This is a genomic window from Candidatus Omnitrophota bacterium, from assembly GCA_028693815.1.
Taxonomy (GTDB): domain Bacteria; phylum Omnitrophota; class Gorgyraeia; order Zapsychrales; family Aceulaceae; genus Aceula.
The window spans coordinates 15,791-31,255 of sequence record JAQUUP010000024.1; the positions used below are offsets into that span (position 1 = coordinate 15,791).

14 protein-coding genes are annotated in these 15,465 nt (G+C 37.0%); all 14 read left to right on the forward strand.

The genetic code is table 11. The features are described from left to right. Positions 1 to 4 precede the first annotated feature (4 nt). Positions 5 to 826, forward strand: a complete 822-nt coding sequence (locus PHY73_07260) for a phosphatidate cytidylyltransferase (protein ID MDD3375499.1) — start codon at positions 5 to 7, stop codon at positions 824 to 826. A 1-nt stretch (position 827) separates the two neighbouring features. Further along, a complete protein-coding gene (locus tag PHY73_07265; GenBank protein ID MDD3375500.1) occupies positions 828 to 1,982 on the forward strand; it encodes a 1-deoxy-D-xylulose-5-phosphate reductoisomerase in 1,155 nt (384 codons plus the stop codon). A gap of 3 nt (positions 1,983 to 1,985) precedes the next feature. Next, a complete protein-coding gene (rseP, locus tag PHY73_07270; GenBank protein MDD3375501.1) occupies positions 1,986 to 3,074 on the forward strand; it encodes an RIP metalloprotease RseP in 1,089 nt (362 codons plus the stop codon). 27 nt (positions 3,075 to 3,101) lie between these two features. Beyond that, positions 3,102 to 4,367, forward strand: coding sequence for a CpaF family protein (locus PHY73_07275; GenBank protein ID MDD3375502.1), 1,266 nt, complete (start codon positions 3,102 to 3,104; stop codon positions 4,365 to 4,367). 11 nt (positions 4,368 to 4,378) lie between these two features. Next, the gene (gene proS / locus PHY73_07280) at positions 4,379 to 5,632 is read left to right on the forward strand and encodes a proline--tRNA ligase (GenBank protein MDD3375503.1); all 1,254 of its coding nucleotides are present in this window, start codon (positions 4,379 to 4,381) and stop codon (positions 5,630 to 5,632) included. A gap of 19 nt (positions 5,633 to 5,651) precedes the next feature. Then, the gene (locus tag PHY73_07285) at positions 5,652 to 6,104 is read left to right on the forward strand and encodes a hypothetical protein (GenBank protein MDD3375504.1); all 453 of its coding nucleotides are present in this window, start codon (positions 5,652 to 5,654) and stop codon (positions 6,102 to 6,104) included. A 16-nt stretch (positions 6,105 to 6,120) separates the two neighbouring features. After that, complete coding sequence (gene nusA, locus PHY73_07290) at positions 6,121 to 7,317, forward strand: transcription termination factor NusA (GenBank protein ID MDD3375505.1); 1,197 nt, start codon at positions 6,121 to 6,123, stop codon at positions 7,315 to 7,317. Between the two features lie 12 nt (positions 7,318 to 7,329). After that, positions 7,330 to 9,807: a translation initiation factor IF-2 gene (infB, locus tag PHY73_07295; protein MDD3375506.1), complete on the forward strand. Its 2,478-nt coding sequence runs from the start codon at positions 7,330 to 7,332 to the stop codon at positions 9,805 to 9,807. Between the two features lie 22 nt (positions 9,808 to 9,829). Continuing rightward, a complete protein-coding gene (gene trpS, locus PHY73_07300; protein ID MDD3375507.1) occupies positions 9,830 to 10,819 on the forward strand; it encodes a tryptophan--tRNA ligase in 990 nt (329 codons plus the stop codon). Then, a complete protein-coding gene (locus tag PHY73_07305) occupies positions 10,816 to 11,664 on the forward strand; it encodes a segregation/condensation protein A (protein MDD3375508.1) in 849 nt (282 codons plus the stop codon). The genes trpS and PHY73_07305 overlap by 4 nt, the downstream gene beginning before the upstream one ends. After that, the gene (gene ruvB / locus PHY73_07310) at positions 11,640 to 12,674 is read left to right on the forward strand and encodes a Holliday junction branch migration DNA helicase RuvB (protein MDD3375509.1); all 1,035 of its coding nucleotides are present in this window, start codon (positions 11,640 to 11,642) and stop codon (positions 12,672 to 12,674) included. Before PHY73_07305 ends, ruvB begins: the two co-directional genes overlap by 25 nt. 13 nt (positions 12,675 to 12,687) lie before the next feature. Continuing rightward, positions 12,688 to 13,845 (forward strand): SpoIID/LytB domain-containing protein, encoded by a 1,158-nt coding sequence (locus tag PHY73_07315; GenBank protein ID MDD3375510.1) that lies wholly within the window; start codon positions 12,688 to 12,690, stop codon positions 13,843 to 13,845. A 3-nt stretch (positions 13,846 to 13,848) separates the two neighbouring features. After that, positions 13,849 to 14,859: a tRNA preQ1(34) S-adenosylmethionine ribosyltransferase-isomerase QueA gene (gene queA, locus PHY73_07320; protein MDD3375511.1), complete on the forward strand. Its 1,011-nt coding sequence runs from the start codon at positions 13,849 to 13,851 to the stop codon at positions 14,857 to 14,859. A 98-nt stretch (positions 14,860 to 14,957) separates the two neighbouring features. Further along, positions 14,958 to 15,465, forward strand: a 508-nt coding sequence (locus PHY73_07325) for a tRNA guanosine(34) transglycosylase Tgt (protein ID MDD3375512.1), incomplete at its 3' end; no start/stop codon positions are given.

The following is a 15,465-nucleotide window of genomic DNA, read 5'->3' on the forward strand; positions in this document are numbered from 1 at the left end:
GACAATGTCTTTAAAGCGAGTTTTAAGTTCGATGGTCATGATTTTATTAACGACTTTGGCTGTTGTTAATAAATGGTTTTTTATTGCACTTGTTGTTTTCTTGACAGTCGGCGGTCTTTATGAATTCTTTTATTTAATTAAGAAAAAGGGAATTCCTATTTATAGCTATGTTGGAATCTTTATCGGCGTTCTTATTCCAATCTCAATTTTTACAAGATTCGAGCTTACAAAGAATTGGGAGCTTTTGTTTATTGTTATTGGGCTGCTATCACTTTTATTTTTACAATTTGCACGGGAAGATAACGAAAATGCCATTATTGGAATATCAACAACATTGTTTGGTGTTTTATATGTTTCTTGGTTTTTCAGTTTTTTGGTTAAAATTCGTTTTATGATTCCTGGAGCTAATGGGGTGAAGTTAGTTGGGTTTATTGTTATTGTCACAAAAGCTGCGGACATTGGTGCGTTGTTTATTGGAAGTAAATTTGGCAAATATCCGCTTTTGCCTCGTGTTAGTCCTAATAAATCGATTGAGGGATTGATTGGAAGCTTGGCTTTTAGTGGGATTGCGGCTCTTTTGGCGCAATCGTTTTTGCCAGCGGCATTAAACTACACAGTTATGCAGATTGTCTTGATTGGTGTATTTTTTGGCTCTATTGGTCAGCTGGGAGATCTTTCTGAGTCTATGATTAAGCGTGATTGCAACGTGAAGGATTCTGGGAAATTGCTTCCGGGCTTAGGCGGTATTTTGGACGTGATTGACAGCCTTTTGTTTTCGGCTCCGGCTTTTTATTTATATATGAGCGCAGCTCTGAATACGATATAGCATGAGTTTAAAAAAAATTGCCATATTAGGATCAACAGGATCGATTGGAATTAGTACTTTAAAGATTGTTGAGCGCTTTCCAAAGAAGTTTTCTGTTGTTGCACTTAGTGCCCACAATAACGTGGCTCTTCTTGAGAGTCAGATTAGAAAGTTTAATCCTAAATATGTTGCTCTTCAGAAAGAAAAGATTTTAGATTTAAAGAAGCGAATCTATTCTCGAGGCGTTAAAATTTTCGATGTTGCTTCAGAAATCGCATTATTAGTTAATCGTCCGGATGTTGATATTGTTATTTTAGGTATTCAGGGTAGAGCGGCGTTAGAACCTTTTTTAGAAGCTGCTCGTTGTGGAAAAATTATTGCTCCGGCGAATAAAGAAGCATTAGTGATGGCTGGTGATATTATTATGAGTGAGGCCAGAAAGCATAAAGCAACGGTTATTCCTGTAGATAGTGAACAGAGTGCGATTTTTCAGTGTTTGGAAGGGCGAGACAAAAGGGATTTGAATAGGGTATACTTAACAGCTTCAGGTGGTTCTTTGAAAGATGTGAATCGACTTGAGTTTGATCAAATTTCGGTTAAACAAATTTTAGCTCATCCTCGTTGGAGCATGGGAAAAAAGATTACAGTTGATTCTGCGACATTGATGAATAAAGGGTTAGAAATTATTGAAGCGATGCGCTTATTTAATTTGCCTGCTGAAAAGATTCAAGTGTTGATTCATCCGGAATCTATTATTCATTCGATGGTTGAATTTTGCGATGGTGCAATTATTGCACAATTAGGTGTGACAGATATGCGTATTCCAATACAGTATGCACTGACATATCCAAAGAGGGTTGAAACAGGATTATCTTCGTTAGATTTTATTAAGCAGAAGAAATTGACGTTTCAAAAACCAGATTTTAAAAAGTTTCCATCTTTAAAATTATGTTATGAGGTTGCTCAGAAATCTGGAAGCTTACCAAGTGTTTTGAACGCAGCGAATGAAGAGGCGGTTGATGCTTTTTTAAAGCAAGAAATAAAGTTTTCACAGATATATAAAGTTGTTCAAAAAGTTGTTCGATACCATAAAATGATAAAGAATCCTAATTTAAAAATGATTTTAGAATCAGATCGATGGGCGCGTGAACAAGCGAGAAAGGAAATTGATAGGTAAGAAATGGGAACATTAGTATTTATTATTGTTTTGAGTATTTTGGTTATTGTCCATGAAATGGGGCACTTTATTGTAGCGAAATCTTTAGGAATTAAAGTCGAGCGTTTTGCGATTGGTTTTGGTCCAAAGATCTTTGGAAAAATATTAAGGGATACAGAGTTTTTGGTCTGCCTGATTCCTTTAGGCGGTTATGTTAAAATGGCAGGTGATGAACGAGAAGAATGTAAAGGTGAGAAAGAGGAATTTTATTCTAAGGCCGTCGGATTAAGATCGCTGGTTGTTATTGCAGGGCCGGTTGTTAATTATATTTTTGCTTTTCTATGTTTTTGTATTGTATTTTTTGCTGGGTATCCTGCGGTGACAACACAAATAGGAGAGTTAGTTGATGATTATCCTGCGATGCAAGCAGGTTTTGCTGTTAATGATAAAATTTTATCAATTGATTCGAATCAAATGAATAGCTGGGAAGATGTTCAGAAATACATTTCAAATTCTAAGGGTGCAGAGCTTGATGTGCTTGTAATGAGAGGAAACAAAAAAAAGAATATTTCCCTAGCTCCTATTTCGATGGCATCAGAAAATATTTTTGGTCAAAAAATTGAATCGCGCGTTGTTGGAATCAGATCAAAAGAAGAGATTGTTTTGTTGCGTTATGGTGTTGTTGAATCAATTGCAAAGGCTGCAGAAAAACTAAAAGATATTACATTTACGACTTATAAAGCTCTTTATTTGATGGTTACTGGAGCGATGTCTGCTAAAGATGCTGTGACTGGCCCTATTGGAATATTTTATATTATTAAAAAAGCAGCGAGCATGGGCTTTTCTTATGTCATGTATATTATGGCAGTGATATCAGCAAGTTTGGCTATTTTTAATTTATTGCCATTTCCTGTTTTAGATGGAGGGCATCTGCTTTTATTCGGAATTGAAAAAATAAAAGGAAAGCCGTTATCTCGAAGGGTTGATGAGATTATCAATCGTATTGGATTTAGCCTTATTATTTGCTTGGCTGTATTTGTTTTTTATACAGATTTTGTTCGTTATGGAATATTTGATAAGATTGTTCAGTTTTGGCATTATTTAGGATTTTAAAAGAATTTAAATCTTCAAGGAGACGCAATGAATCTCGATAGAATTAGAAATCTTGTTCAGCAGCACTTAATCACAAAAACAGATTTTTTATCTGTTAAAGATAAATTGGATGAAGATCAGCTGCGAATACAGACAAAGAATGCGATTGATTTTGTTTGTGCTCAAAATGAAATTGTACTTATGGATGAAGAAAAGGGAATTTTGATTCGTGAGATGGTGAGCTCTGTTATTAGTCTTGGACCATTACGTCCTTTGATGGAAGATGATACTATCACGGAAATTATGATTAACGGGCCAAGTGCGATTTATCTTCAAAGAAATGGAAAGATTGAGCTTAGTGATGTTAAGTTTTCTGATACAAAAGAATTGATGCATACAATTCAGAAAATTTTATCGGCATCAAGCTCTGGAAGACGTGTTGATGAGTCTTCGCCATATGTTGATTTTTCGTTTCCTGATGGGTCAAGGGTTAATATTATTTTGCCTCCTGTTTCTTTAGTTGGTCCAGTTTTGACGATTCGAAAATTTTCTTCTCAAATCGAGACTTTAGATGACCTTTTAAAATTAGGTACGCTAAGCCCTGAGATGGGGGAATTTTTAGTTGGCGCAATTAAGGCAAAGCTTAATATTATTTTTTCTGGAGCGACTGGAACAGGAAAGACAACTGCGCTTAACGTGCTCTCAAAATATATTCCAGAGCAAGAGCGTATTATCACAATTGAAGATACGGCAGAGCTTGGACTTAAGCAGCAACACGTTGTTCGTCTTCAAGCAAAATCATCAAATATTGAGGGAAAAGGGGCTGTGAGTATTCGAGATCTATTCGTTAATTCCCTTCGCATGAGACCTGATAGAATCATTATTGGTGAGGTCCGTGGGTCAGAGGCTTTGGATTTGATTCAATCGATTAGCAGTGGTCATTCGGGTTCGCTTGCGATTGTTCATGGTGATTCTCCTCGAGATTGTTATAATCGACTTGTGACAATGCTTTTGATGAGCGGTATTCATTTAAGCGTTGATGAAATTCGACGTCAAATTGTTAGTGCGATTGATTTAATTGTTCATACAGAGCTTTTTATTGACGGGAAAAGACGAATAACACATATTACAGATTTGCAGTATGGCAAGGAATCAGACGAAGTTTTATTTGAGAATATTTTTTATTATAAACAAGAAAAGGTTACTGATGACGGGAAAGTGCTTGGCAATTGGTTTGTGAAGAAGCGTAAACCGTCGTTTTATAGCAAATTTGTTAAACGTAATATTAAATTAACACAAAACTTTTTTGAATAAAGGAACTTAGAATGCGTTGGTCAAAATTTTTTATACCGACATTAAAGGAAACTCCGATAGGGACAGAAGCGATCAGCCATCAACTTTTGCTGCGCGCAGGTCTCGTGCAGATGCTCACCTCAGGTGTTTATTGTTATTTGCCTTTGGGCTTAAGAGTTTTAAGACGAATTGAAAAAATTATTAATGAAGAGATGAATAGGATTGGTGCATGCGAGCTTTTTCTTTCTTGTCTTCAGCCAATGGATTTATGGAAGAAAACCGGACGAGACGAAACTTTAAAAGATGTTATGATCAAGTTTGAAGACAAAAAAGGGCGCGCGATGTGTTTAGGGCCGACACACGAAGAGGTTATTACAGATTTGGTTAAGAACCACATTCAGTCCTATAGGCAGCTTCCCGTTGTTCTTTACCAGATTCAGACAAAGTTTAGAGATGAGATGAGACCAAGATTTGGAATTGTTCGGGCATGTGAATTTATTATGAAAGATGCCTATAGCTTTGATCGAGATATGGAGGGTTTGCAAAAGAATTATAATTTAATGTATGATGCATATCAAAAGATATTTGCACGTTGCGGGCTTGATGTTGTGATTGTTGCTGCAGATTCAGGTGCTATGGGGGGAGATGTTTCACACGAGTTTATGATTCCTGCAGAGATTGGGGAAGATCAAGTTTTTTGCTGTTCGGCTTGTGGTAATGCTTTGGGTGTTAATGAAGCAGATGAAAAAATGGTTTGTCCAAAATGTAAAAAAGAAAAACTCAAGAAGACACCTGCTATCGAGATTGGGCATATTTTTCAGCTTGGGACAAAATATAGCAAAGCATTAGATGTTTCTTTTGTCGATGATAAAGGCAAGAAACAAACGGTCATTATGGGTTGTTATGGAATAGGGGTGAGTCGTTTGATTGCAACGATTATTGAGAAAAATAATGATGATGCTGGAATCCTGTGGCCTAAAGAGGTGGCTCCTTTTGATGTAGAAATTTTGCCACTTCAGACAGCGGATAAAGATGTTATGGACGCGGCGGAACAATATTACGAGGCATTTGAGAAATTAGGCATTGATGCTTTGATAGATGATCGTGATGAGAGTCCGGGACGAAAGTTTAAGGATTCTGATTTGATTGGAATTCTAATTAAGGTTGTTATCGGAAAGCGAACATTGGCCGATAATAAAGTTGAGATTAAGAATAGACAAACAGGCGAAGCGTTCGAAATTGATCGAGATGCTGTTTTGTCCAAAATTCAAGAAATGGTTAGATAAAAATTAGAAGAGGATTATTGTGAATCTTATAAAAGAAAAAGTAGAGCAAATTGTTGAGCAAGTTCTAAAATCTGAAGGTTTCGATTTAATTGAGCTTAATATGAGTAAAAAGAATAATAGTTTTATGGTTCAGGTTTTAACAGATAAGCCAAAAGGTGGGATCATTGTTGATGAGTGTGTCAGTCTTAATAGGAAGATTCGAGAAATCTTAGAAAACGAAAATTTGATAACGGATGATTGTTTTTTTGAAGTTGCATCGCCGGGAGCAGATCGTGATATTCAGACTAAAAAAGATTTTTTGCGCATGGAGGGCCGAGAAATTATTGTTTATTTAGAGGAATCTGTTGGTGGAAAGATAGAGCATCAGGGAGTCATGAAATCAGTTGGGGCAGATACAATTTGTATCGTTTGTGATAAAAACGAGGTTGTGTTGCCATTTAAAACGATTATTAAAGCAAAGCAAATTATTTGAAAGAAGGGATATTTTTATGGATAGTGAATTATTGGTTATTTTAGATCAGATTGAACGGGACAAAGGAATTAATAAAGAGATTTTGATCGAGGCGGTTGAGACTGCGGTTACATCGGCTGCTCGCAAAATTTGGACGATTGATAAAGAAAAAGAGATTCAGGTTGTTTTGGACCGAAAAACAGGAAAGCTAATGGCGTATGCTGATGGCGAAGAGATCAAATCTAAAGATTTCGGACGTATTGCTGCCCAGACAGCAAAGCAAGTTGTTATTCAGAAGATTCGAGAGGCAGAAAAAGATGTTATTTACAATGAATACTATGCGCGTATTGGTCAGATTGTCAATGGAAGCGTATATCGTATTGATAAAGGAAATATTATTGTTGACTTAGCTAAAACAGAAGGATTTATTCCAAAAAGCGAGCAATCAAGTAAAGAAGAGTTTAAACAAGGGGATCGCGTTCGTGCCTATGTGTTGGATGTTCGTCGAGAAAGTAAAGGTCCACAGATTGTCTTGTCTCGCTCACATCCAAATTTTGTTAAACGGCTTTTTGAGATAGAAGTTCCTGAGATTTATGACGGAATTGTTGAGGTTAAGGCTATTGCGCGTGACGCTGGAGAGCGGACTAAAATTGCTGTTTATTCAAAAGAGGAAAAAGTGGATTGTGTTGGCGCCTGTGTTGGGATGAGAGGATCTCGCGTCAAGAGTGTTGTTACTGAATTGCATGGCGAAAAAATTGACATTGTTCGGTATGCAGAAGATAGTCGAATGTATATTCAGGCGGCTCTTTCTCCCGCTGAAATTTTAGAGATGTATTTAAATGCGGAAGGAAAGAGAGCCGATGTTGTTGTTCCGGATGATCAGCTTTCAATAGCGATAGGAAGGCATGGACAGAATATTCGTCTTGCCGGACAGCTTCTTGGTTGGCAGCTAGAGGTTTTTTCTGAGGAGCAATGGAAAGAGCATTCGACAAAGTTACCGCAAAAGGCAACAGAGTCGATTGTTCAAGATCAAGGTCTTTCTATTGCCGATTTAACCGGTGTTGGGGATAAGGCTATTGTTGCACTTAATGAAAAAGGTTTTTTAACTTTAAAGCAAATTGCGGAAAGTTCTGCTGAGGAGCTTTCGCAGATTAAAGGGCTTGGGAAAGTTAAGGCAGAAAATATGATTAAGGAAGCAAAGAAATTTACTAAACAAAAAAAGAAAAAAGGATAGTGGTCAATTATTATGCGTGTATCAGAACTAGCGAAAGAATATGGCCTGTCAGCTCAAGATATTTTGGGTGAATTAAAATCTTTAAAATTAAAGGCAAAAGACGGAAAGCAAGAGCTTAGCGAGGCTGCCTTGGCTGTTGTCAAACGATCCCTTGAAAAAAATGGAAAGAAGATTGTGCTGAAGCCAAAAGAAGAAAGAAAGCTTGTTGTTGAAGCGAAGACATCTGCAAAGAAAGAGGTTGCTAAGTCTGGTAAGGATAAAGTAGTCAAAGCAACTCTTAAGAAAAAGATAGTTTCTGGTGCAAGGACAAAAGAGGCAAAGAAAACAGCGAAAAAGGTAGTAGTTAAAAAAGTTGTTAAGAATCAAGCAAAGCCAACTGCAAAGAAAGTAGTTTCTGAGAACGTAAAGAATGTTTCAGCTAAGGCAAAGCCTAAAGTGACTGCAAAGACAAAAGAACCAGCCTCTGTTAAGGCGATTGATCAAAAAAAGAAGAAAGTTGTTTTAGAGAAAAAGAAAGTTGAAACAAAAAAAGAATCTTTGCCAGCCAAAGAAGAACCTCAAGTAAAACAATCTGCACCAAAACTAGTTGAAAAACCTATTGAAAAAGTTTTACAACCTATTGAGCAAAAGAAGTTTGTTTATCAAAAGAATTTTAGAAAAAGACACGGTTACCGTTCTTCTGCTCGTCATTCGCAGCAGGCAAAAGTTGCCGATGTTCCAGATCCGTCGCAAGGTCCTAAAAAGAATATTGAGATTGATTTTCCAATTAGTATTAAAGATTTGGCTGTTAAATTACAACAAAAACCGAGTGTTGTTCTTAAGGTTTTAATGCAAAAGGGAGTTTTTGCGACGATTAATCAAGTTTTAGACGAAGAAGGTGTTAACAAGATTTTGACAGATCTAAATTTTTCTTATATTAAAGAAAAAACTCAGGAAGAACAGCTCCTTATATTACATGAAGAAGATAAGCCAGAATTGCTTAAAGCCAGACCTCCAGTTATTACTTTTATGGGTCACGTTGATCATGGGAAAACATCTCTTCTTGATCGAATTAGAAAAAGTAACATTACCGATAAAGAGCATGGCGGTATTACGCAGCATATGGCGGCTTATTCTGTTAAAACGCCAAAGGGATCGATTACATTTTTAGATACTCCTGGGCATGCTGCGTTTACTTCAATGCGTGCACGTGGTGCGCATATTACAGATTTAGTTATTTTGGTTGTTGCTGCTGATGAAGGTGTTATGCCTCAGACTGAAGAGGCTATTGATCATGCGCGCGCTGCAGGCGTTCCTATTGTTGTTGCGGTTAACAAAATGGATAAGCGTAATGCTGATATTGATAAGGTTAAAAAACAGCTTTCTGATAGAGATTTGTCTCCAGAGGATTGGGGAGGGAAAACAGTTGTGGTTGGTGTTTCTGCTGAAACCGGAGATGGCGTTAATGATTTATTAGAGATGATTATCTTGGAAGCAGAAATGTTGGAGTTAAAAGCTAACCCAGACCGTTCTGCGTCTGGTATTGTTGTTGAAGCTCATTTGAGCCATGGTAAAGGAGCCATGGCTTCGATTATTGTTCAAGCAGGAACTTTACGGGATGGAGATATTGCGGTTGCTGGTCCATATTTTGGAAGAATTAAGGCTATGTTTGATGACCATGATCGTCCAATTAACGAAGCTCCTCCTGCAACGCCTGTAGAGATTTTAGGTCTTTCTGGTATTCCTGAAGCAGGCGAAGTATTTCATGTTGTTCCAGATGAAAAGACAGCTAAGGAAATTGCATTAAGACGAACAACAGATATAAAAAACAAAAAACTTCAGGCATCTCAGAAAATTACTTTGGAAGATTTGTATTCGCAAATTCAGCAAGGGAAAATTAGGGAGCTTAATATTGTTATGAAGGCTGATGTTCAGGGATCTTTAGAGGCTTTAAAAGATTCTTTGGGAAAGCTTGCTAATGATGAAGTTCAGATTAAGTTTATTCATACTGGAACCGGAAATATTAACGCGGCGGATGTTATTTTAGCTGGCGCTTCGAATGCCATTATTGTTGGATTTCATGTTGATACTGATTCCAAGGCAAAGGAAGAGATTGAAAAGCAAAATGTTGATCTTAGGCAGTATCGTATTATTTATGATGCGGTTGACGATATTAAAAAAGCATTGTCTGGGCTTCTTGAGCCAAAGATTAAGAAAATCTTTTTAGGGCGCGTTGAAATTAGACAAGTTTTCAAACTAAGCAAGTCGGGTATCGTTGCCGGTAGCTTTGTTCAGAAGGGAAAAGTTACTCGTAAAGCAAAGATTATTATATTACGCAACGGAGAAGAAGTTTTTTCTGGCGAAATTGATTCTTTGAAGCGCTTTAAGGATGATGTTCGTGAAGTTCGTGAGGGATTTGAATGCGGTGTTACAATTAAAGGTTTTGATCAAGTGCAGGCAGGTGATATCATCGAGGCCTTTGAATTAGAAACGATTCAAAGAGAATTGTAAAAATAGTTTTTAAAGGATTTTTATGAATAAAAAAACAATTTTTAGTGGGATGCGTCCAACTGGAAAGCTTCATTTGGGACATTTAGTTGGAGCATTGCAAAATTGGACTGAGTTACAAAGAGAATATAAATGTATTTTCGGCATTGTTGATTGGCATGCATTGATGGGTGAGTACGAGAACAGTGAATCAATTAAGGATAATATTTTGGATATGGCGATTGATTGGCTGTCTTGTGGAATTGATCCTAAGGAATCAACAATTTTTGTTCAGTCGGACGTTCCTGAGCATCTTGAGCTTTATATGTTTTTTTCTTGCTTTACTCCTTTGGGTTGGCTTGAGCGAAATCCAACATATAAAGAGCAATTGCGTGAGATTAAAACACGAGATCTTCATACGTATGCTTTTTTAGGGTATCCGGTTTTGCAAGCGGCTGATATTTTGCTTTATAAAGCGCAAGCTGTTCCGATCGGAGAAGATCAGTTGCCGCACATTGAGTTAACAAGAGAAATTTCTCGTCGATTTAATTATCTTTATAAATCAGATATTTTTGAGGATTGTAAAGCTATTTTGACAAAAACGCCACGATTGCTGGGTCTTGATGGCCGAAAGATGAGTAAAAGTTATGACAATACAATTAATCTTTCAGACTCTAAAGAAGTTGTTGAAAAGAAAGTAAACACAATGTTTACAGATCCGAAACGTCTTCGGTTAAATGATCCGGGACATCCAGACGTTTGTAATGTTTTTAGTTATTATTCTGTTTTTTCTCCAGACAAAAGACAAGATGTATGTGCTTGGTGCACAAAAGCAGAAAAAGGATGCACAGAATGCAAAAAGATTTTATCCCAAGAGATTCTTAAAGTACTTGCGCCTATTCAAGAGAAGAGAGCTATCTTTTTGAAAGATAAAGACAGGGTTCGAGATATTTTATGCGAGGGTGCTAAGAATGCGAGAGTGATCGCTCAGAAAACAATTGCTGAAGTTAAAGATAAGGTTTTTGGAAAATTATGAGTTATCGTATAAAATTAGAAGTTTTTGAAGGCCCTCTTGATCTTTTGCTTTATTTGATCAAGAAAGATGAGCTCAATATTTATGATATTCCAATTGCTCAAATAGCTGATCAGTATTTAGGGTATCTTGATATGATGCAGCTTTTAGATTTAGATGTGGTTGGCGATTTTCTCGTTATGGCAGCAACCTTAATGCAGATTAAATCTAAGATGCTTCTTCCTCCTGATCCAGTCGAGGAGCAGGCAGAGCAAGAAGATCCTCGTGATGAGCTTGTACGTCGTTTACTCGAATATAAGAAATTTAAGGAAGCAGCTGAGACGTTGAATCAAAAAGCGTTGGTACGCCAAGATTTTTTTCCTCGTACTGTGGATGAAGAGAAAGTTAAAGAGCTTAAAGAGGATGCGACTGAGATTTATTTTGAAGCTAATTTATTTGATTTGATTTCCGCATTTTCTAATGCTCTTAAAGGTATTCCTAAGAATGTTTTTTATGAAGTCATCAAAGAAGAGTTTACCGTCGAGCAAAAGATCCATGATATTCTCCATTTGTTTTTAGATAAAACAAATATTTTCTTAAATGATTTATTTGGCAAGGCGAGAAGCAAAGATGAGATCATTGTTACATTTATGGCTATTTTAGAGCTGATCCGTTTAAGAGAAGTGGTTGCAATGCAAAAAGGTATTTTTGGTGAGATTGAGGTTATGCGCAATCGGGAAAATTTAGCTCCATCCGATGAGAATGGGGATCAACATGAAGAGCAAGAGGTTGAGCCGCAAGAAAGTGTTCAAGATTTGCAAGAAAATCAAAGTCAGGAAGATTCATGTCAGATGAACGAAGAAAATTAGTTCTTAATAGTGAGACAGAAGAGGATGCTGTTGTTAGTTTATCTCTTAGGCCTTCGAAGCTTGATGATTTTGTTGGGCAGAAAGATTTAGTCGAAAGCCTTCGTGTTTCGATTCAAGCAGCAAGGCAAAGAGCAGAACCTGTTGAGCATATGCTTTTTTCTGGGCCTCCAGGATTAGGCAAAACATCTCTTTCGTATATTATTGCCCATGAAATGAATTCACGGATTACTGTAACGTCTGGCCCTGCCATTGATCGCGCCGGTGATTTTATTGGAATTTTGACAAATCTTGAAGAAGGGGATATCCTTTTTATTGATGAAATTCATCGTCTTTCAAAAGCGGTTGAAGAATTTTTGTATCCGGCAATGGAGAATTTTCAGATTGATTTTATTGTTGATAAAGGGCCGTATGCTAAGACGATCAAGTTTAATCTTAAACCATTTACGCTTATTGGCGCAACGACACGTAGTGGGCTTTTGGCATCACCTTTGCGAGATCGATTTGGTATATTTCATCATTTGGACTTTTATGCAATAGACGATTTATCTCAAATCATAATTAATTCAGCAAAGAAGTTAAGTCTTCAAATTGATTTGAATGCTTCTTTAGAAATTGCAAGGCGATCCCGTGGAACTCCTCGTATCGCCAATCGGCTTTTACGCCGAGTTCGTGATTATGCACAAGTTAAAACAGATTCAGGACGGATTAATCTTGATATTGTTCAAAAGGCGATGGCAACATTAGGCATTGATCAAGAAGGGCTAGATGACAAAGATCGAAACCTCTTAAATGTTATTTCAGCACACTACAGTGGAGGGCCAGCAGGCGTCGAGGCAATTGCGGCAACTTTAAATGAAGAAGTTGATACGATTGTTGATGTGGTTGAGCCGTTTTTGCTTAAAAAAGGATTTTTAAAGCGAACACAAAGAGGGCGCGAGCTTACCGAAAAGGCGTTTAAGCATTTAGGGTCTTTTTCCTCTCAGAGAAGCGACCAAAAACAATTATTTTAGTATTTCATCTCAGATGATAAAAAAATTTCTCACACTCTTTTTTATTGTATCTCTGTGCTTAGGGTGCAGCATTCGCAGTCAGCTGATTTTAGATGATTTGGTTCCAAATCAGATTGTCCGTGTGGCTGTCTTAGAACAGGCAAAAGAATTCTCCCTGAACGTCAAAGGGCCTTTCAGCATTTTTGATTTTTCTAAGAATTTAGTTTTAAGGCAGGATCAATCTTTTCACCCATCAATTGTTTTTGTGAAAGATGCCGGAATTCAGATTGGGAATGATTATTATGATTCTCGTTATTTGCGGATTACGCCCTATTACGATGCGAGCATTTATATTGATGGATTGCGCTTTAGAGGTCGTGTTGATATTGTGCGAAACAACGATGACCTTTTAACTGTTGTTAATGTTATTAGTTTAGAAAAATATATTAAAGGTGTTTTGTATCGAGAAATTTCTGATCGTTGGCCTCTAGAGGCGATTAAGGCACAGGCTGTGGCTGCAAGAACTTATGCTGTTTATATAAAAGAAAGAAATAAAAAACAGATCTATGACCTTAGAAGTGATATTTATTCTCAGGTTTATGGCGGGAAGAGCGCAGAGCGATATCGAACAAATTTAGCTGTTGATCGCACAAAAGGATTGATTTTAAGATATGATGGCGAAGTTCTACCAGCATATTATCATGCAACATGCGCAGGCAAGACAGAAAACGTCAAAGAATTATGGGATCATGATATTGTTCCGTTGAGAGGGGTGACTTGCAAATTTTGTAGGAAATCGCCTCATTATTTTTGGAAGAAAAATATTCAGCTTAAAGATATTCAGGATAAGCTTAATTTAAATGGATATAATTTATGGCTTATTCAGGAGATTCAAGTTGTTGATCGAAACCAGAGTGGGCGTATCAATAAGCTAAAGATTATCACGCGTGATAATAAAGAAGTTATTATCTCCGGGAAAGATTTTCGTCAAATTGTTGGACCAAACTTAATTAAAAGTAATAATTATATTATAGATATGCAGGGATACTATGTTAACTTTATCGGAAAAGGATGGGGTCATGGTGTCGGGCTTTGCCAGTGGGGCGCAAATTTTATGGCTCGTAATTTCTATCAGTTTGATGAAATTCTTCATTATTATTATCCTGGTTCCAATATTGTTGAGTATAAATAATTTATGCGCTTGAGTGATTTTGATTACGATCTTTCTGAAAAGTTGATTGCGCAATATCCGCTTAAAAAGCGCGATGAAGCTAAACTGATGATTGTGAATCGTGCAACCTCTAAAATCACCCATGATCATTTTTTTAATTTAAATTGTTATTTACCTAAGAAAAGCATGTTGGTTTTAAACGACAGCAAGGTTGTTCCTGCACGACTCTTTGGTAGAAAAGAATTTGGAGGACGTGAAGTTGAGGTGTTTCTTCTAAAGAAGCTTTCAGATGGATATTGTTATGAAACGTTGATGCGTCCTTTGCGTAAGATTAAAGATAATGAAAAGATTCTTTTCGATGGCACAACGCTTTGGGCTAAACTTGTTGATCGAGAAAAGATGATTGTTCGATTTAATCGAAAAGAGGTTATGCCGTATTTAAAGAAGATAGGCCATATTCCTTTGCCGCCATACATTAAAAGGTCCGATGAAAAATCCGATCAAATAAATTATCAAACAGTTTATGCGAAGAGACAAGGATCGGTTGCCGCTCCGACGGCAGGATTGCATTTTACCGATAGACTTTTAAATGGGTTGAAAGAGTCAGGTCATTCGATTAAGAGAGTAACGCTGCATGTTAATTATGGTACATTTCGACCTATAGAGGAAGATGATGTTGTTTCGCATAAAATGCATAAAGAAGATTTTTTGGTTTCGAAAGGAACTTGGGACTCTATTTTAAGATCTAAGAAACACAATAAAAAGGTTGTTGCGGTTGGGACAACGAGTTGTCGTGTACTTGAAACAGTCGCAAAAAAAGGAAAATTTAAAGGAGCTTCAGATCTTTTTATTTATCCGGGATTCCAGTTTCGCGTTGTTGATGCGCTTTTGACAAATTTTCATCTTCCTAAAAGTACTCTTTTAATGCTTGTTTGTGGATTTGCAACGCGTGATTTAATTATGCACGCATATCATGAGGCGATTAAAGAGAAGTATCGGTTTTATAGCTATGGCGACTGTATGTTAATAGTTTAGGGTTAAAGGATCAACAACCCCAGCACACTTTGTGTGTGGGGTAAAATCGTAAAGGCTGACTTAGTGCTTTTTTAGTCGCGTAAGTCAGGCGCTCATTTATGTTTACAATACACCACCAAGATAAGAATACAAGGGCAAGGCGAGCAACGCTTAAAACAGGGCATGGAGAAATTCAGACTCCATTTTTTATGCCTGTCGGAACGAATGCAACAGTGAAATCTTTGTCGAATGAAGATTTGGTAAGCATTGGTTCTCAAATTATATTGTCAAATACATATCATTTATTTTTACGTCCAGGGATGGATATTATAAAGAATGCGGGCGGACTTCATGGATTTATGAGCTGGGATAAGCCTATTTTAACAGATAGCGGAGGGTATCAAGTTTTTAGTCTTTCACAATTTCGGAAAATAACAGATCAAGGTGTAAAATTTCAATCACATTTAGATGGATCAACTCATTTCTTGACTCCTGAAGATATTGTTTCTATTCAGGGTATTTTAGGGTCAGACATGATGATGCCTTTAGATGAATGTGCTCCGTATCCATGTGGGGAAAAGGAAGCTAAAAAAGCGGTTGAGAGAACAACTGCTTGGGCAAAACGCT

What these genes read in the sequence shown, in the direction of transcription:
- PHY73_07260 (MDD3375499.1), top strand. Translation starts at nt 5, where the DNA reads ATGTCTTTAAAGCGAGTTTTAAGTTCGATGGTCATGATTTTATTAACG.
- PHY73_07265 (MDD3375500.1), top strand. Translation starts at nt 828, where the DNA reads ATGAGTTTAAAAAAAATTGCCATATTAGGATCAACAGGATCGATTGGA.
- rseP (MDD3375501.1), top strand. Translation starts at nt 1,986, where the DNA reads ATGGGAACATTAGTATTTATTATTGTTTTGAGTATTTTGGTTATTGTC.
- PHY73_07275 (MDD3375502.1), top strand. Translation starts at nt 3,102, where the DNA reads ATGAATCTCGATAGAATTAGAAATCTTGTTCAGCAGCACTTAATCACA.
- proS (MDD3375503.1), top strand. Translation starts at nt 4,379, where the DNA reads ATGCGTTGGTCAAAATTTTTTATACCGACATTAAAGGAAACTCCGATA.
- nusA (MDD3375505.1), top strand. Translation starts at nt 6,121, where the DNA reads ATGGATAGTGAATTATTGGTTATTTTAGATCAGATTGAACGGGACAAA.
- infB (MDD3375506.1), top strand. Translation starts at nt 7,330, where the DNA reads ATGCGTGTATCAGAACTAGCGAAAGAATATGGCCTGTCAGCTCAAGAT.
- trpS (MDD3375507.1), top strand. Translation starts at nt 9,830, where the DNA reads ATGAATAAAAAAACAATTTTTAGTGGGATGCGTCCAACTGGAAAGCTT.
- PHY73_07305 (MDD3375508.1), top strand. Translation starts at nt 10,816, where the DNA reads ATGAGTTATCGTATAAAATTAGAAGTTTTTGAAGGCCCTCTTGATCTT.
- ruvB (MDD3375509.1), top strand. Translation starts at nt 11,640, where the DNA reads ATGTCAGATGAACGAAGAAAATTAGTTCTTAATAGTGAGACAGAAGAG.
- PHY73_07315 (MDD3375510.1), top strand. Translation starts at nt 12,688, where the DNA reads ATGATAAAAAAATTTCTCACACTCTTTTTTATTGTATCTCTGTGCTTA.
- queA (MDD3375511.1), top strand. Translation starts at nt 13,849, where the DNA reads ATGCGCTTGAGTGATTTTGATTACGATCTTTCTGAAAAGTTGATTGCG.